This is a genomic window from Brevundimonas sp. Root1423, from assembly GCF_001426805.1.
Map to the genome: position 1 here is coordinate 34,161 of NZ_LMFL01000067.1, position 21,832 is coordinate 55,992.

The 21,832-nt window shown below is 69.0% G+C and carries 7 protein-coding genes; 6 read left to right on the top strand and 1 reads right to left on the bottom strand.

Translation table 11 applies throughout. The features are described from left to right. Positions 1 to 304 precede the first annotated feature (304 nt). The gene (locus ASD25_RS26880) at positions 305 to 12,232 is read left to right on the top strand and encodes an autotransporter-associated beta strand repeat-containing protein (RefSeq protein WP_056621496.1); all 11,928 of its coding nucleotides are present in this window, start codon (positions 305 to 307) and stop codon (positions 12,230 to 12,232) included. Positions 12,233 to 12,364: 132 nt separating this feature from the next. Then, complete coding sequence (locus tag ASD25_RS26885) at positions 12,365 to 13,294, top strand: ROK family protein (RefSeq protein ID WP_055831420.1); 930 nt, start codon at positions 12,365 to 12,367, stop codon at positions 13,292 to 13,294. Between the two features lie 64 nt (positions 13,295 to 13,358). On the opposite strand, the gene ASD25_RS26890 is transcribed toward ASD25_RS26885, so the two are convergent. Continuing rightward, on the bottom strand, positions 13,359 to 14,123 hold the full coding sequence (locus ASD25_RS26890) for an A24 family peptidase (protein ID WP_235561795.1): 765 nt from the start codon (positions 14,121 to 14,123) through the stop codon (positions 13,359 to 13,361). 286 nt (positions 14,124 to 14,409) lie between these two features. On the opposite strand from ASD25_RS26890, the gene ASD25_RS26895 reads away from it, so the two are divergent. The 4 genes from ASD25_RS26895 (at position 14,410) to gspD (ending at position 21,829) form a co-directional block, all read left to right on the top strand. Next, positions 14,410 to 15,924 carry a hypothetical protein gene (locus ASD25_RS26895; RefSeq protein WP_055831418.1) on the top strand — a complete coding sequence of 505 codons (1,515 nt, stop codon included), beginning with the start codon at positions 14,410 to 14,412 and terminating at the stop codon, positions 15,922 to 15,924. Between the two features lie 79 nt (positions 15,925 to 16,003). Next, positions 16,004 to 18,685: a TonB-dependent receptor domain-containing protein gene (locus ASD25_RS26900; RefSeq protein WP_055831605.1), complete on the top strand. Its 2,682-nt coding sequence runs from the start codon at positions 16,004 to 16,006 to the stop codon at positions 18,683 to 18,685. A 199-nt stretch (positions 18,686 to 18,884) separates the two neighbouring features. Next, positions 18,885 to 19,739 carry a type II secretion system protein N gene (locus tag ASD25_RS26905; RefSeq protein ID WP_235561794.1) on the top strand — a complete coding sequence of 285 codons (855 nt, stop codon included), beginning with the start codon at positions 18,885 to 18,887 and terminating at the stop codon, positions 19,737 to 19,739. Beyond that, positions 19,736 to 21,829, top strand: coding sequence for a type II secretion system secretin GspD (gspD, locus tag ASD25_RS26910; RefSeq protein ID WP_055831415.1), 2,094 nt, complete (start codon positions 19,736 to 19,738; stop codon positions 21,827 to 21,829). The genes ASD25_RS26905 and gspD overlap by 4 nt, the downstream gene beginning before the upstream one ends. The last annotated feature ends 3 nt before the right edge of the window (positions 21,830 to 21,832 follow it).

Below are 21,832 nucleotides of genomic sequence, written 5' to 3' on the forward strand. Positions count from 1 at the left end.
TACGGACGTCCGGATGTTCGCACATCCTTAAGTCTAAATTCGTCAGCGCCCGGTAGAATCGGGACATCGCCTGCACGCCCCAAGTGTCTCGCCGACGTGGAGAGAAAACCACCACGGAATCTGGAGAAATCCCGCTTCAGGCGAGACGTCCCAAGTTTGGGACGAACGCCGCTATGCGAGCCATTCCTTCACTATGGTTGCCAATGTATTACCGCCGTCCGTTTGGTGTGGGCGACGTGTGCTCCCTCTGTGCGTGGTTGATATTTAGCGTCGGCGGAAGCCGGCCGTTCGGGGTGAGTTCTACATGTCGGCTTCCAACAAGCGCCCCGTCGCGGGCTCGCGCACGCCTGCTCGCTCGAACACCAGCGCCGACGCGGCGCGGCGGATGCGTATGGGCCTGCTGGGATCCACAGCCCTGATCGCGGCGTCGCTGGCGGTCTCCCCGGCCTTCGCCCAGGTTGTCGTGAACCCCGCCGGCGGCGGCACGATCACCCGGTCAGGCGGCGGCGCTCCCACGGTCAGCGACCAGTCCGGATCCGGCGGCGGCATCCAGATCTCCAACATCAGCCAGTCGACCACGACCACGGTCGACAGCGTGGTCATCAACAACACCACCGGCGCTCCGACGGCCGACGCCTTGCGCATCCTGGGGTCGACCGGCGGCCTGAACTCGACCGGCGTGACCCTGACCGGCGTCAACACCCTGACCACGACGGTGAACGGGGGCGCGGCGCTCTACGTCCAGACCAACGCCAACATGGGCATCGGCATCACCTCCAGCGGCTCGACCTTCACGGGCAGCTACGGCATCAACCTCCTGGCCGCCTCGGGCTATGTCTCGTTCGACGCCTCGAACCAGAGCCAGTCGTTCGTCGCCAACGGCACCCACATCGCCGGCTTCAACGCCGTCACCGCCGTCAACGCCAGCATCCAGCTGGGCTCGTCAACCTTCTCGGGCTTCGACACCGGCATCAATTCGAGCAATTTCTACGGCAGCTTCGTCGAGATGACGGGCGGCTCGATCAATGCGCTGGTCACCGGCATCCGCACCGACGCGACGGGCGGCCGCAGCAACATCCAGTCCCAGGCGGCGATCGTCGCCCCGACGGGCATCCACTCCACCAACACCGCCGGCGCCGAGATCACCACCAGCGGCGGCGGCACGATCAACAGCACCTCGAACGGCGTTGGCACCGGGATCATCGCCACCAGCAGCGGCGGCACCAACGTCGACCTGTTCTCGATCAATGTCGGTGCGGCGATCGGCAACGTCACGGCGTTCGCCACAGGCGTGGACCTGTCGACCACCGGCACCTCGACGAACACGATCAACCTCACGACCACGGCGGCGATCACCGCCACGGCTCGCGCCATCAGCGTGACCGCCGGGACGTTCGGCAACACCGGCACGTTCAACCTGGGGGCCAACGTCACCGGCGCGACCGGCGTCTATACGAACGTCGGCAACTACGCGGTCAACATCGCCGCGGGCGTCACCATCACATCGACCGGCAACACGTCCTCGAACGCCGCCCTGTATCTGGTCAACGGGACGAACACGGTCACCAACAACGGCGCCCTGACCGCCAGCGGCACGGGCAGCCACGGCGTGCACTTCAGCAGCGACGGCCTGGTGACCAATACCGCGACCGGAACGATCACCGGTTCGAGCGGCATCTGGTACCAGAACGTCGCCTCGGTGAACAACGCCGGGACGATCACCGGAACCGGATCGACGGGCACCGCGGGCGTTTACGGCTCCGGCGGCGCTTCGGTGACCAACACGGGCACGATCACCGGCTACGACGGCGTCTATTCCGGCGGCAACCCCACCACGCACAACAACAGCGGCACGGTCACGGGCGTTGCGCACGGCTACAACGTGAACGGCGGCCGCATCACCCTGACCAACAGCGGCGCCATCAACACGGCCGGTGGAACCGGCGGCGCCGGCCTGTCGGGACTGCGGTTGAACACAACCGGTTCACCCAACACCGTGACCAACAGCGGTACGATCACCGGCGGCGGCGACGCCACATACGGCTTCGGCGTGGAGGTCGCGGACGGCGTCGTGACGCTGACCAACAACTCGGGCGGCGTGATCAGCGGCGGCGTTGGCGGCATCCGGCTGGCCAGCGACGACCTGGCGGTCATCAACCTGAACCTTGGCTCGACGGTGACCGGCCAGATCCTGTCGGACAATACAGGCACGCGGACCGTCACGGTCGCCGGCCTTCTGGACGGCGCCTATAACGCCGCCTCCGGCACCGGCGTCGATACGATCGCCCTGGCGTCGACCGGCGCGATCACCGGCGCAGTCGCGCTCGGTGGCGGCAACGACCAGTTCACCTGGCAGGGCGGCGCGATCGGTTCGACGATCAACGCCGGCGCGGGCACCGGCGACACCTTCAACAGCCAGCTGGGCGGGGGCGGCTCCGGGTCGCTCAACCTCTCCAATCTCTCGAATTTCGAGACCTACAACCACCTCAGCGGCACGCTGACTCTGACGGGCAGCCGGAACGGCGGGGCGGTGTGGGACATCGCGACCGGCACGACGCTGAACCTCTCGGGCTCGCTGACCAACGTCGGCGGCACGGGCTTCGGCATTACGGCCGCCGCAGGCGCGACCGTCAATGTGCTCGGCACGGGCGTGCTCGACAACTGGATCGGCCTCTACTTCAACGGCGGCGCCACCAGCACCGCGAGCAACTCGGGCTCGATCACGGGCCAGTCCACCGGCATCTTCAGCACCTCGGGCCGGGTCAACTTCACCAACAACGTCGGCGCTACCGTCTCAACCGCTGGCGCGAGCGCGGGCGTGGCCATCGCTCTCGCGAGCGGCGGCGGCACGATCGTCAACAACGGCACGGTGACCGCGGTTACCAACGCTCTTACGTCCTCCAACACGGGAACCGGGGGCAGTGCATCCAGCCTGACGAACGCGGGGACCCTGGAGGGCATCTCGGCCGGTCTCGTCATGACCGGCAGCGGCGCTTTCGGGGTGACCAACACGGGCTCGATCAACGGCTCGGCCGTCGGCACGGGCGCCGGGATCTCGCAGACGGCCGGAACCGTCACCATCGCCAACAATTCCGGCGGCACGATCAGCGGCAACGGCTATGCCGTCAACGTCACCACGAGCGGCGCTCTTGCCTTGACCAGCGCCTCCGGCGCGACGATCTCCGGCGGATCGGTCGCGGCCATCCAGGCGAACACCAGCGGTACGGCTACGATCGATCTTCAGGCCGGATCGACGACGACCGGCGACGTGATCCTGTCGGGAAGCGGCGCGCGCACGGTGACCGTCGCGGGCGGATTCTCCGGCAACCTTGACGCCACGGGCAACAGCGGCGCGGTCAACCTGACCCTGAACACCAGCGCCACGGGCTACACCCTGCTGCACGCCGGCTCGGGCGTGGACAGCCTGACCTTCAACGGTTCGGGCTCGCGCAGCTTCAGCGTCGACAATCTGAGCGGCTGGGAGACCGGCTCCTTCACGGGCGGCGCCTGGACTCTGACCGGCACCGGGAACCAGAACAGCTTCACCTCGGGCCTGACCATCAACGGCGCGGCCCTCACGGTAAGCAACACCCAGCAGTTCCAGGGCGCGACCGGGCTCACCCTGACCGGCGGCGGCTCGATCACGACCACGGCGTCGCTGAGCAATACGCGGACCCTCGCCATGACCGGCGCGGGCAGCCTTGGCGCAGCCTCGGGCCAGACCCTGACCCAGTCGGGCGTCGTCAGCGGCGCCGGCGTCCTGACCCTCAACGGGCCCGGCACCGTCAACCTGTCGGGCAACAACACCTACACCGGCGGCACGGTCGTCAACGCGGGCATCCTGCGGCTGAGCCACACCAGCGCGGCGGGTACAGGCCTGATCCGGATGATCGATCCGCAGATCGATTTCGCGGCGACCGGCACCTACAACAACGCCATCTCGCTGGAAGTCGTCGACGGGCAACAGGCGGCCGATCCGACCATTCTCAACAACACCTCGGGCGGCGCCATCACGCTTGCCGGCCAGATCTATGAGACCGGCGGCGTCGGCGGCGCGAACCAGTATGTCACCTTCAGCGGCGGCTCCATCACCCTGACGAACAGCGCCAACACGTGGGGCGGCGTCACCCGGATCAACTCCGGCGCCACCCTGCTGGGCACGACGGCCTCGATCTCGGGGGCCAGCATCGTCAACAACGGCACGCTGACCTATCAGAACGCATCCGCCGGGACAGCCAGCCAGGCCATCTCGGGCTCCGGCGCGATCAACATCAACGGCACGGGCGCCACGACCCTGGCCGGCGCGATCACCACCACCGGCCAGCTGACGGTCAGCGGCGCGGGCGCCAATCTGATCCTTGGCGGCTCGCGCACCGGCTCAACCAACACCGGCGCGGTCATCAGCGGCGCGGGCGCCAGCCTGACGGTGGCGAACGGCGCATCCCTGCAGAGCGGCCAGTACAACGGCGTCCGCATCACCAGCGGCGGCGTTGGCGCCACTGTCACCAATCTCGGCCTGCTTCAGAACGCCGGCACCGGCGGCGACGGAACCGTCGGCGCGGGCATCTATGTCCTCAACGGCGGCGCGGGCGGCACGACCACGGTCAACAACGGCTCGATCACCGACACGGGCGCGGGCTCGACCATCCAGGGCCGCAACGCCGGCGTCCGGCATGAGTCCGGCTCGACCGATCTGCTGGTGGTCAACAACTACGGCCTGATTGTCGGCGATCTGTACAACGGCGTCGAGAACACCGCCGGCGGCCTGACCGTCAACAACTTCGCGGGCGGCTACATCACGGCCACGCTGGGCAACGGCGTCTCCAGCGCCTCCGCAAGCGCGGTCAGCATCACCAACGCCGGCACGATCGGCCGCAACATCGCGGGCACGGTCACGGTCAACGGTTACGGTGTGGCCACCAACGGCGTCCTGACGCTGGTCAACCAGGCCAATGGTCTGATCACCGGGACGCTGGGCGGGGTCCAGAGCAACGCGGCCGGCAGTTCGATCACCAACCAGGCCGGCGGGACCATCCTCGGCAACTACGGCGTCGTCACGGCCGGCGGAACCATCAACAACTCCGGCCTGATCCGGGGCTTCAATGACGCGATTATTCTGAACGGCGCCACCGCCCTGACCAACAACGCCGGCGGCCTCATCGTCGGCGCCGGCAACGAAGGCGTCTTCGTCAACGCGAACGGCAGCACCATCAGCAACGCCGGCCTGATCGTGAACTCGCTGAGCGGAATCGGCGCGAACTTCTCGGTCGCGATCACCAACTCCGGCGTCATCGCCAGCGGCGCGGCGCCCGACGCAGCGACCACGTCCGCCCACATCAGCCGCAACACCGGTACGGCGCTCGCGCTGGGCGCCGGCGGCTCGGTCACCAACCTCGCCGGAGGCGAGATTCTCGGGGGCGTCGGCGTCAGCTTCAGCAACGGCGCTTCCGGAACGCTCAGCAACGCCGGCCTGATTGACGGCTCGATCGGCTACGGGGTGCAGATGACCGGCGCCGGCACGATCACCAACCAGTCGGGTGGCGCGATCGGGGGCTGGTTGGGTTCGATCCAGCTGTCCGGCGCGGGCAGCAAGACCCTCGACCTGTTGGCCGGCTCGACTACCAACGGCCAGATCCTGTCCACCGCGACCGGCACGCAGACCGTCGGCATCGCAGGCTTGCTGAACGGCGCCTACGACGCCACGACCGGCTCGGGGATCGACAACCTTACGCTCGCGTCGACGGGCTCGATGACCAGCGCGACCCTGGGAGCCGGCGCCGACAGCTTCCTCTACCAGGGCGGCGCGTTCAGCGGCCTGATCGACGCCGGAACCGGCACGGACAGCTTCACCTCGAACCTCAGCGGCGGCGTCGCCTCGGTCAATCTGAACAACCTCGCCAACTTCGAAACCTTCGCGCACCAGTCCGGCACGCTGACCCTGACAGGGACTGGCGCCTTCGCGGGCGGCGCCACGGTTCAGGGCTCCCTGATCGTCAACGGCACGCTCCAGGCGGCGGCCACTGTCGCCAACGGCGCCACGCTGAACGGCGGCGGCTCCGTCACGGGCGCGGTCACGGTCGCCAGCGGCGCCACCCTGATCGGCGCCCAGGGCACGACCCTGACCATGGGCTCGCTGGACCTGTCATCGGGTTCTACCATCAATGCGACCTTCAGCGGCGCGGGTGGTCCCGCCCTGTTCGCCGTCACCGGCGACCTGACGCTGGACGGCACGGTCAACGTCGCCAGCACCGGCGCCTATGGTTTCGGCGTCTACGGTCTGATGACCTATGGCGGCGTCCTGACCGACAACGGCCTCGTCATCGGCACGACGCCGGCCGGCGCCCAGCGCGTGGCGGTGCAGACTTCGGTCGCGGGCCAGATCAACATCGTCCACGCCCCGACGGAATTGCTGTTCTGGGACGGCGGCCCGGGCGGCCATGACAATGGCGCGGTCAACGGCGGCGCGGGCACCTGGACGGCCGCTGGCTCGGAATGGACCGACTCCAGCGGCCTGTTCAACGGCGCCATGCAGCCGCAGCCCGGCTTCGCCATCTTCCAGGGCGTCGGCGGCGTCGTCACCGTCGCCAACGGTGCAGGTGCGGTCGGCGTGACCGGCATGCAGTTCGCGGCGGACGGCTATCGCATCCAGGGCGACTCCATCACCCTGGCGAACGCCACCAACACGATCCGTGTCGGCGACGGCACGGCCCCGAGCGCGGCCTGGACGGCGACCATCGCCTCTGAACTGACGGGCTCCGGCGGACTGGTGAAGACCGACCTCGGCACGCTGATCCTCGCGGGTGAGAACACCTACAGCGGCGGAACCACCATCAACGCCGGCACGCTGCAGATCGGCGACGGCGCCGCGGCCGGCTCGATCCTCGGTTCGGTGGTCAACAACGCGGCGCTGGTCTTCGCTCGCAGCGACAATCACGACTTCGCCAACGCCGTCAGCGGTTCCGGCACGGTCGGCGTCCGCGGCGTGGTGACCCTCAGCGGGGCGATCACGGCCAGCAACGGCGTCAACGTCGCCGCCGGTTCCACTGCGACCCTGTCGAATGTCAGCGTCGCCAACGGCGCGGCCGTCACCGCCGGCCTGAACTCGACGGTGAACGTGGCCTCGGGCGGTACGGTGTCGACCGCGAACGGCGCCGGCGTCGTCTTCACCGGTTCGGGCTCGCTGACCAATAGCGGTCTGATCAACGGCACGACTGCCGGCGTCGCCCTGAACGGCGGCGGCGCCCTGAGCAACCTGTCAGGCGGCGAGATCCGTGGCGTCAACGGCGTCACGGCCAACACGCTGGCGAGCGTCGCCAACGCCAGCGGTGCTACGATCGCGGCGACGACGGGCAACGCCGTCCGCCTGGTGGGGTCAGGATCCAGCGTCACCAATGCCGGCGTCATCTCCGCCGGAAGCGTGTTCTCGGCGGTCTATTTCGATGGCGTCGGCACGGTGACCAACCAGGCCGGCGGCTCGATCTCGAATACCGCGACGGCCGTTCAGTTCGTCGGCGCGGGATCGACCCTGGACAACGCCGGCGCCATCTCGAACACCAACACGAACGCGGCGGTCTATTTCAACAACGCGGGCACGGTAACCAACCGGGCGACCGGAACGGTCAGTTCGACCAACGGCTATGGCGTCCAGCTCGCCGGGGCCAACGCCTCGATCACGAACTTCGGATCGATCACCGCCGGCCTGCGCGCGGTCTCGCTCGACGGCGCGAACTCGACCCTGATCAACTCGGGTTCAATCACGGGCGGAAACGCCGCTGTGCTCGCCGCCGGCGGTTCGGTGACCAATAGCGGGTCGATAATCGGAACCGGCGGCTCGGGCCTCGCCTTCTCGAACGGCGGCGTCGTCGACAATCAGCTCAATGGGCTGATCCGCGGCGCCACCAACGGCGTGAACGGGGCCGCCGGCATGGCCACGGTGACGAACGCCGGCGCGATCACGGGCCTCAACGGCGCGGGCGTACGTCTGGCGGGCGGCGGCTCGGTCGACAACCTCTCAGGCGGTTCAATCAGCGGGACGAGCGCGGCGATCCTTTCGGTCGGCTCGTTCGTCGACACCATCACCCTGCGCGACGGCTCGACGCTGACCGGGGGACTGTCGCTGGCCGGCGGCGACGACACCCTCTTCATGCATGGCGGGGCCGCAACATCGGGGCTCATCGACGGCGGCGATGACTTCGATGCGTTCGTGGTCGCGGGCGCCGGTTCGTCGAGCTTCGACATCGGCAATCTGATCAACTTCGAATCCCGGACCATGAATGGCGCGGGAACCTTCACCCTGACCGGCGTGGACGCCTCGACGGTGACGTGGACGATCAACTCCGGCACCCTGGCGGTCAGCGGCGGCGCCGCGATCAACGACGCCGTGACGGTGACCATCGCCGCGCCGGGCGCGCTTCAGCTGAACGCCAGCGAGCGGATCGGCGCCCTGAACGGCTCGGGCTTCGTGGCGCTTGGATCCAGCACGCTCACCGTGGGCGGCGCGGGCGCCAGCAACTACGCCGGCGTCATCGGCGGCTCGGGCGGCGTCACGGTTACGGGCGGCGGCGTACTCACGCTCAGCGGCGCGAACACCTACACCGGCGCCACAACGGCCTCGGGCGCAACACTGCGCCTCGGCGCCTCGAACGTGCTCGCCGACGCGACCAACCTGACGGCCAGCTTCGGCGGTGTCGTCGACATGGGAACGTTCAGCGACACCGTCGCGACCTCGACCTTCTTCACCGGAACCCGGCTCGACGGGACGGGAACGCTGACCGCCGGCAGCTACACGAGCTACGGCGCGGTCATCAACGCCAACCTCGGCGCCGGAACGTTCAACGCGATTGCCGGTACGACCACGCTGAACGGAACGGCTGGCGCGGGCCAGGTCCTCGTCAATGGCGGCGCCCTGTCGCTGGGCGCGTCGAACCGGCTGGCCGACACCGCCACGGTATCCGTATCGTCGGGTTCCAGGCTTGAGCTCAACGCCTTCAACGAAACCGTCGGCGTTCTGACGTTGAACGGCCTTCTGAACGGCACCGGCACGCTGACCGCGGCGCAGTACGCCCTGAACGGCGGCACGGTGAACGCCAATCTCGGGTCCGGCGCCCTGTTCAGCATCGGATCCTCGACCCTGAACGGCACGGCCTCGGCCGGCCAGGTGGCTGTCACGGGCGGAACGCTGACGCTGGGATCCTCGAACCGGTTGGCGGACGGAGCCGCGGTGACCGTGGCCTCCGGCGCGACGCTGGCGCTCGGCGGCTTCACCGACACCGTCGGGACAATCGATCTCGCCGGCGTTCTGGCGGGAACGGGCACCCTGACGGCGGGGACTTACACCCTGTCCGGCGGCGTCGTGAACGCCAATCTGGGGGCCGGCCTGCTGATCCAGCAGTCGGGCGTTTCCACCCTGAACGGAATGTCGGGCTCGGCGCAGGTGTCGGTCAACGCCGGTACGCTCGACCTGGGCGCCTCGAACCGTCTGGCCGACACGGCCACGGTTTTGGTGGCCTCGGGGGCGACGCTGAACCTGAACGCCTTCGATGACACCGTCGGCCTGGTGCTGCTGAACGGCACACTGGGCGGAACCGGCACGCTGACGGCCGGCGAATATGATCTGAACGGCGCGACCATCAACGCCAACCTCGGCGCCGGCAATCTGTTCAATGTCGGCGGCGTCTCGATCCTGACCGGGTCAAGCGCGGCGGCCAATGTCGTTGTGCAGGCCGGCACGCTCGACCTGGGCGCCTCGAACCGTCTGGCCGACACGGCCACGGTCTTGGTGGCCTCGGGCGCGACGCTGAACCTGAACGCCTTCGATGACACCGTCGGCCTGGCGCTGCTGAGCGGCACGCTGGCCGGGACCGGCACGCTGACGGCGGGCGAGTACGATCTGAACGGCGCGACCGTCAACGCCAACCTCGGCGCCGGCAATCTGTTCAATGTCGGCGGCGTCTCGATCCTGACCGGGTCAAGCGCGGCGGGCAATGTGGTGGTGCAGGCCGGGACGTTGACGCTGGGCGCTTCGAACCGTCTGGCGGATACGGCCACGGTCTCGGTCGCTTCGGGCTCGATCCTGAACCTGAACGGCTTCGACGACACCGTCGGCCTGGCGATGATCAGCGGCGCCCTGAACGGCACGGGGACGCTGACGGCGGCCCAGTACCAGCTGAACGCGGCCACGGTGAACGCCAACCTCGGCGCCGGAGCCCTGTTCAATCTGGGCGGGGTCTCGACCCTGAACGGAACGGCGGCGGCCAGCCAGGTCTCGATCGACGCCGGCACGCTGCGGCTGGGCGCCAACGAGCGCCTTTCGGACGCGGCGTCGGTCTGGACGGCGGCGGGGGCGACCTTCAACGTCAACGGCTTCAACGAGCGCGTCGGCGCCCTGTTCGGAACCGGCAATGTCGACGTCGGCGCGGGCCGCCTGACCTTCGGCGGCGTCGAGTCGGGCTTCGGCGGCCGTCTGTCGGGCTCGGGCTCTCTGGTTCACACCGGCGGCCTGTTCACCCTGATGGGCGATCACACCATCGCATCGATCAGCAACACCGGCGGCGAACTGCGCTTCCTGGGCACGACCACCGGAGGCCTGACGGCCTCGGGCGGCAGCGTGACCGGGGCGGGCACGATCGGCGGAGCCCTGAGGGCGTCGAACGGCGCGGTCCTGTCCCCCGGCCTGGCCGGCGTCCAGGACGGCATCGGCGGCTTCACCGCGGGCGGCCTGACGCTGAACGGCGGCACGCTGGCCATCGACGTGCTGGGCAAGTCGGGCGGGAATCTGATCGACCAGCTGCGCATCAACGGCGCGGCGACCCTGACCGGCGGCCTGCTGGCTCCGACCTTCCGGGGTTCGGCGGCCACGGACTTCGACTTCTCGACCCGCTACCTGTTCCTGCAGGCCAACACCCTGGTGGGAACCTTCGCCAACGGCGGGACCTTCACCGCGGCGGGTCCGGAGAACCTGTTCTGGCGGGTCCGTTACGATCTGAGCCCCAACGGCGCCGTGCTGGAACTGCGCGAGTTGACCGACTTCGATCCGGGCGCGACCGGAACCGGAAACCAGCGGGCGGTGGGCCAGGCGCTCTCGGGCGGCCAACTGAACGCTTCGGATGACTTCGCCGGCATCCTCAGCCTCATCGCCGGCCTTAACGCCGCCGACCGGGCGGCGGCCTTCGACAGCATCAGCGGCGAGCCGCTCGCTGACATGACCACCTCACTGTTCGGCGCCAACGACAGCTTCCTGACCGCAGTGCGCGACGGCGGCCTCGGCGGCCGGGATGACGGCGGCGAGGCGATGAACTTCGTCGACGGGCTGAGCTTCGCCGGGGGTCGCGACAACGTGGCCGACCGTCTGGGCGACGTCCTGGGCGCCTTCGATCCGTCGGCCTCGACCGCACGCGGCGCGGGCGGCTGGGTCTCGGCCTACGCCGGCGACCAGACTCTGGACGGCAAGCCGGGCCAGGCTACAGTCGACAGCCGCCTGAACGGCTTCGCCGGCGGCTATGGCGTTCGCAACGGTTCGATGAGCATCGGCGCGGCCGGCGGCGTCAGTCGTCTGGAAGGCGATGTCGCGGCCCGCGACGCCCATTACGAAAGCGACCTGTCGCACGCGGCGGCCTATGTCGCCTTCGACGACGGCGCCTGGGCGACGGACGTGACCGCGACCTTCTACGGCGGCGACCTCGACAGCCGTCGCGGCGTCCGGGTCGGCGCGTTCGGCGGTCAGGCCATCGGCAACACCCACGTCGAGGGCCAGGCGCTCTCGGCCAGCGTGGCGCGCCGCTTCCAGGTGTCGGACAACACCATGATCGCCCTCGGCGCCATCGGCACGGCGTCCAACGCCTCGGTCGACGGCTTCACCGAAACCGGCGCTGGCGGCCTGTCGTTGCAGGCCTCGGGGCTGGAGCGTGACTGGCAGTCGCTGCAGCTCAGCGCACGCGCGACGCAGGACTATCGCGTCGACGGGCGCGGCTTCCGGATCTACGCCGGAGCCGGCGTCCTGGCCACGACGGGCGACCGTCAGGCCACGGGCGACATGCGCTTCAGCGGCGCCCCGACGGGCTTCGGCGCCTTCACCATCGAGGGTGCGGAAACGCCGCCGCTGGCCGGTCTCGCCGACTTCGGTCTCGAGGTCGGGGTCGCCGAGGGCGTGACCGTGTCGGCCGGCTATCGGGGCCTGTTCAGCGAGCGTCTGCAGGACAACCAGATCGGCGTGAAGCTCAAGGCCAGCTGGTAAGCTTCGGACGCGCCCCCGCCCTGACGGCGGGGGCGTCGCCCCATCCCTGAAAAGCCGACGGTTCGCGAACCCTTGTGCGCGGCCCCGCGACGGGCGATGGACGGTCGTCCTTGTTGCGCAGTTGGGGGCTTGATGTCTGATCGGGGTCCGCTACTCGCCGGGGTCGAACTGGGCGGGACCAAATGCGTCTGCCTGCTGGCCTCCGGGCCTGACGACGTCCGCGAGGAGGTCCGGATCGACACCTCCGCGCCCGCGGAAACGCTCGCCGCCATCCACGGCGTCCTGTCCCGCTGGCAGGACCGGGAAGGGTTCGCGGCCATCGGCGTCGCGAGTTTTGGTCCGCTGGAGCTCGATATCGGGGCGGCCGGATACGGCTGCATCGTCAACACGTCGAAGGCCGGCTGGAGCGGCGCCGACGTGCTGGCGCTCCTGCGCGGCTTCGGCGCGCCGACCGGGTTCGACACGGACGTCAACGGCGCGGCCCTGGCGGAGGGGCGCTGGGGCGGCGCGCGGGGTCTGGACAGCTACGCCTACATCACCGTCGGCACGGGCATCGGCGTCGGCTCGGTGGTGCGGGGCCTGACCCTCCGGGGGCTGGGACATTCCGAGGCGGGGCATCTGCGCATCCCCCGCATGCCCGGAGAAACCTGGGCCGGCGTATGCCCGTTCCACGGAGACTGCGTCGAGGGACTGGCCTCCGGCCCGGCGATCCAGATGAAGGCGGGCGGGCCGGGCCATGGGCTCGGGCCTTCCAGCCCCGTGTGGAACGAGGTGGTTCACGCCCTGGCGGCCCTGCTGCACAATCTGGTGCTGACGACGGCGCCGCAGCGGATACTGATCGGCGGCGGGGTGGTCGGCGGACATCCCTTCCTCCTGCCCCGGCTGAGAGAGGCGCTGATTCACAGTCTGAACGGCTACGGCGCGGCGCCCGGGATCGTCGAGGTGATCAGGGAATTCGTCGTGGCGCCCGCGCTGGCGGATCGCGCCGGTCCCCTCGGCGCGATCGCTCTGGCGGAAGACGCCCTGGCCGATCAGGTCGCGAGGCAGGGTCGCGCGACCTGACTGCGGGGGAGGGCGTCGCCGCTACACGCCGGTCTCGCCCGGGCGATGAAACGACAGGCTGGCGTCAAAGACCGATCGGACCGTAGAGCCATGTCATCCAGGCCCCGATGGCGAGAAAGACGCCAAACGGCAGCCGGTCGCCTCCGGACACCGCTCTCTGTGACAGGCGTCTGGCCAGAATCACGCTGAGCCCCGCGGCGGAAGCCCATAACAGGACGCTGGGAAGCGCCAGCCATCCCACCCACGCACCGATCGCCCCCAGCAGATAGGGATCTCCTCCGCCCAAGCCCTCCCGCCCCCGCAGCCGGCGGTAGGCCAGGGCCAGGGCCCAAAGGGTGAAAAAGCCCAGGCCAGCGCCCGCGAGGCTGTCGCGCAGATTGGCCTGATCCAGCACCAGCGCCGCACCGAGGCCCGTCGCCATGAGCGGGAGGGTGAGGCGGTCGGGCAGCCAGAAATGCTCCCCGTCGATGACGGCCAGCAGCAGGAGTTGCCAGCCCAGCAGCGCCGTCAGAAGCGCGCCCGGCAATGTCGGCTGGGCGATGGCCGCCCAGGCCCCGATGGCCCCGCACGCAAGTTCCATCAGCGGATAGCGGGCAGGGACAGCCCCTCTGCACGCGGGACAGCGCCCCCCTTGAGCCAGGTAGCTCAGCACCGGCACGAGAGACCAGGGGGGCAGGGTTCGGCCGCACGCCCGGCATTGCGATCTTCCCCAAAGCACGCCTTCGCCTTGCGGCAGGCGGATGCTCAGAAGGCCGACAAAACTGCCCACGATCAGGCCCAGCAGGGCCAGACCTGTCATCAGCAGGGGCGGCGGGGCGGCGTCGAACAAGGGCGGTCCAGGCTTGAACGGATCCAGATGGGCCCCCCTTAGAGCCCGCGCAAGTCGCGCACTAGCGGCGGTCTGTGACAGTTGAGCCGTGCCGGGACGGGTTTTCACGGAACCGCGAAGACAACTTCACACAAGCGCACCGGAACCGTCACCGTACGGCGTCGGCCCCGTCATATCCCACCCCTAACCACAGCGGTGGGCAGGGGGCGATTCCGTCGTCGCGTCAGGATCTGGGTTCCTGGCGACCTCTGTCGTGAAATTCTTTTGCACAGACACGGTGAAAACGATGACCGGCTTTCGACTGACGACCCTGCTCGCGGTTTCCGCCAGCGCCCTGACCCTGGCCGCTTGCGGCTCGGCCGAAGTCGCATCGCCTGGAGAGGGTGATTTCGGCGACGGCGGCGGCGGCGGGGGCGGCGTGACGCCCCCGCCCGCTCCGGGCACGCCGGCGGCCGACTGCCCGACCGGCTTCGCCAACGTCGGCCTGATCGCCGGCAACACCCTGCGGGTCTGCCAACTGCCGCAACAGATCAACGGCGCCCTGACGGTGCCGCTGCGCGCCGGCACCATCTATTCCATCACCGGCCGCACCGCGGTCGGCACCGACCGCGGCGTCGATCCGGCGGCCCCGATCGCCGGCAGCGAGCAGGGCATACTGACCATCGAGGCGGGCGTCCGCATCTTCGCCTCGGGCGGCTCCGACTATCTGCTGGTCAACCGCGGCTCGCAGCTGTTCGCGGAAGGCACGGCGACGAACCCGATCGTCTTCACGAGCCGCCAGAACGTCGAAGGCACGACCACCGAGAGCTCGCAAGGGCAGTGGGGCGGCATCGTCCTGGCCGGCCGCGCGCCGCAGGCCAATTGCCAGCTGACCGCGCCGGTGACCTGCACCGGCACGGTCGAAGGCACCAGCGCCTTCTACGGCGGCAACACGCCGTCGGATAATTCTGGCCGTCTGCGCTACGTCCAGATCAAGTTCTCGGGCTTCGAAATCTCGACCGGCAACGAGCTTCAGGGCCTGACCATGGCCGGCGTCGGCTCTGGCACCACGGTCGATCACATCCAGGTTTACAACAGCTCGGACGACGGCATCGAAATCTTCGGCGGCAACGTCAACCTGCGCCACATCGTCATCAACGGCGCCGACGACGATGGTCTGGACACCGACACCGGCTGGCGCGGCGGCGCCCAGTTCGGCATCGTGACGCAACGGGCCCCCGGCTCGACCAGCCGCAGCGCCGGCTTCGAATTCTCGTCGGCCCCGGCCTCCGTACCGCTGGCCACCCGCTATGTCTCGCGGCCCTTCATCGCCAACTGGACCCTGGTCGGCCGCAACGCGCCGACCAATGCCCATACCGTGGCGCACTTCGACACCGGCAATGACGCGACCGTCATCAACTCGGTCTTCACCAGCGTGGCGGGTTCGGCCGCGGGCTGCCTCGACATCGCCGACGCCGACACGGTCACCAGCGCTCCGGCCTTCAACTCGGTGTTCATGTCCTGCGGCCTCTCGTTCCGGCCCGGCGGCACCGCCGCGCAGTCGGGAGCCGTCTTCAACGCCGGTACGGGCAACACCCCCGCCGGAACCTCGACCCTGACGGCTCCCGGCGCGGGAACGAGCATCAGCAACCAGGTGCTGACGTTCATCAACGGCGCCAATGAAACCGCCGTGACCCCGGCCAACGCCCCGGCCGTCTATCCCTTCTTCCAGGCCACGACCTACATCGGCGCCGTCCAGAACGCCGCCGACACCTGGTACCAGGGCTGGACCTGCGGCCTGACCGCCGGCGCGACCTGCTGATGACGGATGCGCGGAGGCGGCCCGAACGGGTCGCCTCCGGCCTTCGCGTATCCCGTTGAACCCCTTCAAGGCGCAGATCATGAAGACAGTTACCCTGACCCTGAGCGGGGTCCTTCTGGCCACCAGCGCGCTGATCGCGCCGGGGCTGGCCTATGCTCAAACGCCGCCGGTCCAGGCCGCGCCGCAAACCGCCACCGCGCAAACGCCGGCCGCACAGGCCGAGCCGCAAGCGGACGACGGCTCCCAGCTCGACGAGGTCGTGGTTCTGGGCCGCTACATCCCGGAGCCGAACCGCGAAAGCGCCGAAGTCGCCGCCTTCCTGACGGCCGAAGACCTGCAGCGCACCGGCGACAGCAGCGCCGCCGGCGCCCTGGCGCGCGTCACCGGCCTGACCGTGGTCGAAGGCCGCTTCGTCTATGTGCGCGGTCTCGGCGAGCGTTATTCGTCGGCCCTGCTGAACGGTTCGCCCCTGCCCAGCCCCGAGCCGCTGCAGCGGGTCGTTCCGCTGGATCTGTTCCCGTCCAGCATTCTTGAGAGCGTCACCGTCCAGAAGTCGTACTCCGTCGACTTCCCCGGCGAGTTCGGCGGCGGCGTGATCGACCTGCGCACGGTCGATGCGCCCAACGAACCCTTCTTCTCGATGTCGGCGTCGGTCGGCGGCAATACAGAGACGACCAACAAGGAAAGCCTGATCTATTACGGTTCGCGCACCGATTTCACCGGCTTCGACGACGGCACGCGCGACGTACCCGGCCCGCTGGCCCTCGCGTTCGAGCGGGGCGTTCCGGTCAACAGCGCCAACTTCGAGGCGCAGCAACTGCAGCGGATCGGCCAGTCCCTGATCAACGCGCCATTGCGCCTGTTGCAGCGCGAAACCACGCCGGTGAATTTCGGCTTCGACTTCGCGGGCGGCCTGAAAAGCGACAGCAGCATGGGGACCTTCGGCCTGATCGCCGTCGCGGGGTACAGCAACAGCTGGTCGACCCGGAACGGCGTCCAGGAGGAGGGCCAGTTCTCCGGCTCCGTCCTGGTGCCGGTCACCAGCAAGGCCTTTGAGTCGAACCAGAACGACATCCAGCTGAACTTCCTGGGCGGCCTGTCGCTGACCAACGAGAACAGCGAGATCAAATGGACGAACTTCTTCGTCCGCAACGTGACCAAGGAAGCCCGCATCAGCGCCGGTCCTGATTTCGACGCCGGCGGCGAGGTTCAGCGGTCCGATTTCACGGAATGGTTCGAACGCCAGCTGTTCTCCAGCCAGCTGGCCGGCGAGCATGAATTCATGGACGGCGCAGTCGAGCTCGCCTGGCGGGCCGCCTATGCGAAGACCGAGCGGGACGCGCCGTACGAGACGCGCTTCGAATACGGCCTCGATACCAGCGGCAATTTCGTCCACGAGATCGGCGGCAACCGCATCTCGTTCAGCGAACTGGACGACGACATCGTCTCGGGCGGGGCCGACCTCAGCTACACCCTGCCGCTGTCGGACTATCGCGAAGCCGTCTTCAGCGTCGGCGTCGCATACTCGGACAACAACCGCGACGCCCAGCGTCGCGACCTGCAGTTCGTGCCCGCCAGCACCCTGACGGAAGAGCAGCGTCAGTCGCGGGTCGACTATCTCTACTCGGACTTCAACATCCGCCCGGACGGTCTGATCCTGACGGAAATCACCGGCGGCGCCGGCAGCGGCGCGGCGGCCTATTCGGCCCAGCTGGAAGTCGCCGCGGCCTACGCCCAGGTCGACGCCGAGATCATCCCGCTGGTGCGCACAACCTTCGGCGTGCGCTATGAGGACGGCCAGCAGTCGGTCATCACCCGCGACCTGTTCGGCGGGGCCGCGCCCTTCGCGCCGACCGAGATCGAGGAGCAGTATTTCCTGCCTTCGTTCACGGCGACCTGGAATTTCGCCGAGGACCAGCAACTGCGTCTGGGCGCTTCCCAGACCATCGGTCGCCCGCAGTTCCGCGAACTGGCGCCGCAGTCCTATACGGACCCGGAAACCGATCGCGAGTTCACCGGCAACCCTTTCCTGGTGGACACCGAGATCCTGAACCTCGACGCCCGCTACGAGTGGTTTTTCGCCCGCCAGCAGTTCCTCACGGCCGGCGTCTTCTACAAGGATCTGGACAAGCCGGTTGAGTCGACGATCGTGACCTCCGGCAACGCGCGTCAGCAGTCCTTCATCAACTCGCCGCAGGCCACCATCTACGGGGCCGAAATCGAAGCGAAGAAATTCTTCGAATTCCCCGACGCCGGCATGGCCTTCATCGCCAACAAGCGCTGGCTGGTCCAGGCCAACTACACCTGGTCGGACTCCGAAGTGAATGTCGAGGCGGGCGATATCGTCCGCACGCCGGGCGGCGGCGGCGCCGACGAGGATGCGACCTTCTTCATCCAGGATGGCAGCCGTCTCCAGGGCCAGTCCGAGCACGTCGCCAACCTGCAACTGGGCTGGGAGGACGATACGGCCCGGTCCCAGGCGACGATCATCGTCAACTACGTCAGCGAGCGCATCAGCGCCCGCGGCGCCGGCGGGGCAGGCAACCGCGAGCCCGACTTCATCCAGGATCCGGGCATCTTCCTCGATTTCGTGTACCGCAAGGACTTCGAGTACGGGGGCCGCGATCTCGGTTTCGCGCTCGAACTGCGCAATCTGCTGAACACCGATTTCGACGAGTACCAGGAGCTGGGCAACAAGATCCTGATCAACAACTACGAGCTGGGATCCAGCGCCTCGGTCAGCCTGACCGCGCGCTTCTAGATCATACCGGGGAGGTCGCGCGGGCGGCTTCCCCGGACCGTTGCGCGACTGTTTTGCGGCGGTTCGTCCGTGGGCGCACCAACCGTCACGGACAGTTCGCCGGGCCGTCATGTGGCGGTGAAGCCGGACCCGGACGATTGGTCTAGGGAGTCCGCCGGGCCGTCGGGGCTCCGTGGGGCACGCCATAGTGATCGGCGCAGTGCGCAGTTTCAGAGACCAGGTTCGGGACGCCATTGCGGCGCGTCCGGATCGCGTGCGCGCCGGCGTCGAGATCGCCCTGGCCATGGCGCTGGCCATCCAGCTGGGTCAGCTGGTCTGGATCGTCGCCCAGCCTCGCGCCGAGACCGCGACCGCGAGTTCCACGCCGCTCGAGGTCTCCCCGCCGGACTATTCGGTTTTCCAGCGTTTCGACGCCTTCTTCCGCACCGGCGACCTCAGCAGTCTGGCCGAGGCCACGGCGGCGGGCAGCAGCCAGATGCGCCTGTTCGGCGTTCGCGCCGGCGGCGCGGGCGGCGGCTCCGCCATCATCGGCCTGGCCGACGGACGGCAGGTCTCTGTCGGCGTCGGCGAGGAGGTCGAGCCGGGCCTGATCCTCCAGTCGGTCGGCCAGGATCACGTCACCCTGGCGCGCGGCGGCTCGATCACCCGCCTGATCTTCAGCGACACGCCCGTCGGCGCCGCCCCGCCGCCTCCGCCGCCGCCCGGACCCCAGACCGTCAGCCCGCCGGCCGAAGCCGCCCTCGCCGTCGCCCCGGCCGCGGCGGCCGGACCCTGGGTCGATCCCGCCCGGCTGATGGCCCAGGCTTCGCTGCGGCCCCGCATGCAGGGCCTGCGCGTCAACGGCTTCACCGTCTCGGCCGCCGGCGACGGCGCCGCGCTGAAGGCTGCCGGCCTCCGGTCGGGCGACGTCATCCTCGCCGTCAACGGGACCTCGCTGGACAGCCTCGACCGCATCGCCGGTCTGCGAGGCCAGCTCGCCAACAGCACCAGCGCCGAGATCCGCTTCGAACGCGGCGGCGCCGTGCAGACCACCACCATAAGGACAGGCCGTTGAAGCGATCGAACCGAAGCGTCCTGGCCGCCGTCCTCGGGGCGCTCATCGCCGTGCAGGGCCCCCTGGCGGCGACGCCCGTGCTGGCCCAGTCGGGCGAGCGCCAGACCCTGAACGTCCAGGGCGCCGACATCCGCGCCTTCATCCAGGACGTGGCCCGCTCGACCGGTCGCACCTTCATCGTCGACCCGGCGGTCAGCGGCACGGTGACCGTGACCAGCGACCGCCCGCTGAGCCGCGCCCAGCTATTCGAGGTCTTCCTGTCGACCCTGCGCGCCAACGGCCTGGTGGTGACCCCGACCTCATCGGGCGCCTACCGCATAAGCCCGGCCCAGGGCGCGGCCCAGGGACCGTCGACCGTCGGTTCGGAACGCTTCTCCACCGAGGTCTTCCAGTTGCGCAACATCGACGCCGCCTCGGCCGCCGAGACCGTCCGCCCGCTGGTCGGACCGCAGGGCCAGGTGCTGGCCAATCCCGGCGCCAACAGCGTCGTCGTCGCCGACTTCTCCGACAATCTCGCCCGCATCCGCTCGCTGATAGGCCGCATCGACGTGGACCGCACGGGCTTCGAGGTCGTGACGCTGCAGAACTCCTCGGCGCGCGAGATCGCGGCCGTGCTGCAGTCCGTCCTCGCCCCGCCGGGCGGCCAGCCGGGGCAGGGGATGGCCACGGTGACGTCGGTCGAGAGCTCCAACTCCATCGTCCTGCGCGGCGACCCCTCGGCCATGGCCCGCATCCGCCCGCTGATCGAGGATCTGGACCGCCGGGCGGAGTCCGCCGACGACGTCAAGGTCATCTTCCTGCAGCACGCCAACGCTGAGGCCCTGCTGCCCGTCCTGCAACAGATCGTCGGCCAGCAGGTCACGGCCGCCAGCGCCAATGCAGTGCCCGCCAGTGCTTCGCGCGGTGGTTCGGGCGACACAGCGGCCGCGGTCATTCCGGCCAGCCCCATGGCCACCGCCCCCGTCCCGGGCCAGCGCGCCACCATCGCCCGCTTCCCCGGCGCCAACGCCCTGGTGATCTCGGCCTCGGCCGACACCCAGCGGATGCTGTCAGAGGTCATCCGCCAACTGGACCAGCGCCGCCAGCAGGTACTGATCGAAGCCATCGTGGTCGAGCTGTCGGACAACGCCGTCAAGGAGTTGGGGGTCCAGTGGCTGCTCGCGGGTGAGGACGGCAATCCGGTCGGCCTGACCAATTATTCCGACCGCGCCACGCCGCTGGTCCCCATCGCGGGCGGCGTGGGGGCGGGTCAACTGGAAGACGACAACCCCCTACGCGAACAGCTGCAGAACCTGGCGCTGAACACGCTTCTGGGCGCCAACGGCTTCATCGGCGGCGGCGGGGGCAGCATCGGCAACGGCCTGTTCGGCTTCATCATCAACGCGGCCAAGACCGACGAGGGCTCCAACCTTCTCCAGACCCCGTCGCTGATGACGCTGGACAATGAGGAGGCCACCATCCTGGTCGGCCAGGAAGTGCCGATCACGACCGGCGAGACCCTGCTGGACGGCAATTCCAACCCTTTCCGCACGACCCAGCGCCAGGACATCGGCGTCAAGCTGATCGTGCGGCCGCAGATCAACGCCGGCGGCTCCATCACCCTGTTCCTGCGCCAGGAGGTGTCCAGCATCAACGGCGTCCTGACCAACTCGGCCAGCGACCTAGTGCTGAACAAGCGCGAGCTGGAGACGACGCTCGTGGTCGACGATGGCGATATCGCCGTGGCCGGCGGCCTGCTGGACCAGAACGACCGGCTGTCTGTCGACAAGGTGCCGGGGCTGGGCGACATCCCCTATGTCGGCGCCCTGTTCCGCTCGACCAGCCGCCAACGCGGGCGGACCAATCTGATGGTCTTCATCCGCCCGACCATCATCCGCAATGCGGGCGACGCCCAGACCCTGGCCGCCGATCGCTGGGGCTATATGCGTCAGCAGCAGCTGAACAACGCCCCGGGCGTCGAGCCCGGCCTCGACGAAATGCTGCGCGACTACATGCGCACCCAGCCGCCCGTCGCGTCCGGCGCGATCGCGCCGGTCGGCGAGGTGGTCATCGGCCCCCTGCCGCCCGTCCAGACGAGCCCCGGAGGCTGAGGC

Excerpts from the sequence above, each read along its gene's own strand:
- ASD25_RS26880 (WP_056621496.1), top strand. The coding sequence starts at position 305 with ATGTCGGCTTCCAACAAGCGCCCCGTCGCGGGCTCGCGCACGCCTGCT.
- ASD25_RS26885 (WP_055831420.1), top strand. The coding sequence starts at position 12,365 with ATGTCTGATCGGGGTCCGCTACTCGCCGGGGTCGAACTGGGCGGGACC.
- ASD25_RS26895 (WP_055831418.1), top strand. The coding sequence starts at position 14,410 with ATGACCGGCTTTCGACTGACGACCCTGCTCGCGGTTTCCGCCAGCGCC.
- ASD25_RS26900 (WP_055831605.1), top strand. The coding sequence starts at position 16,004 with ATGAAGACAGTTACCCTGACCCTGAGCGGGGTCCTTCTGGCCACCAGC.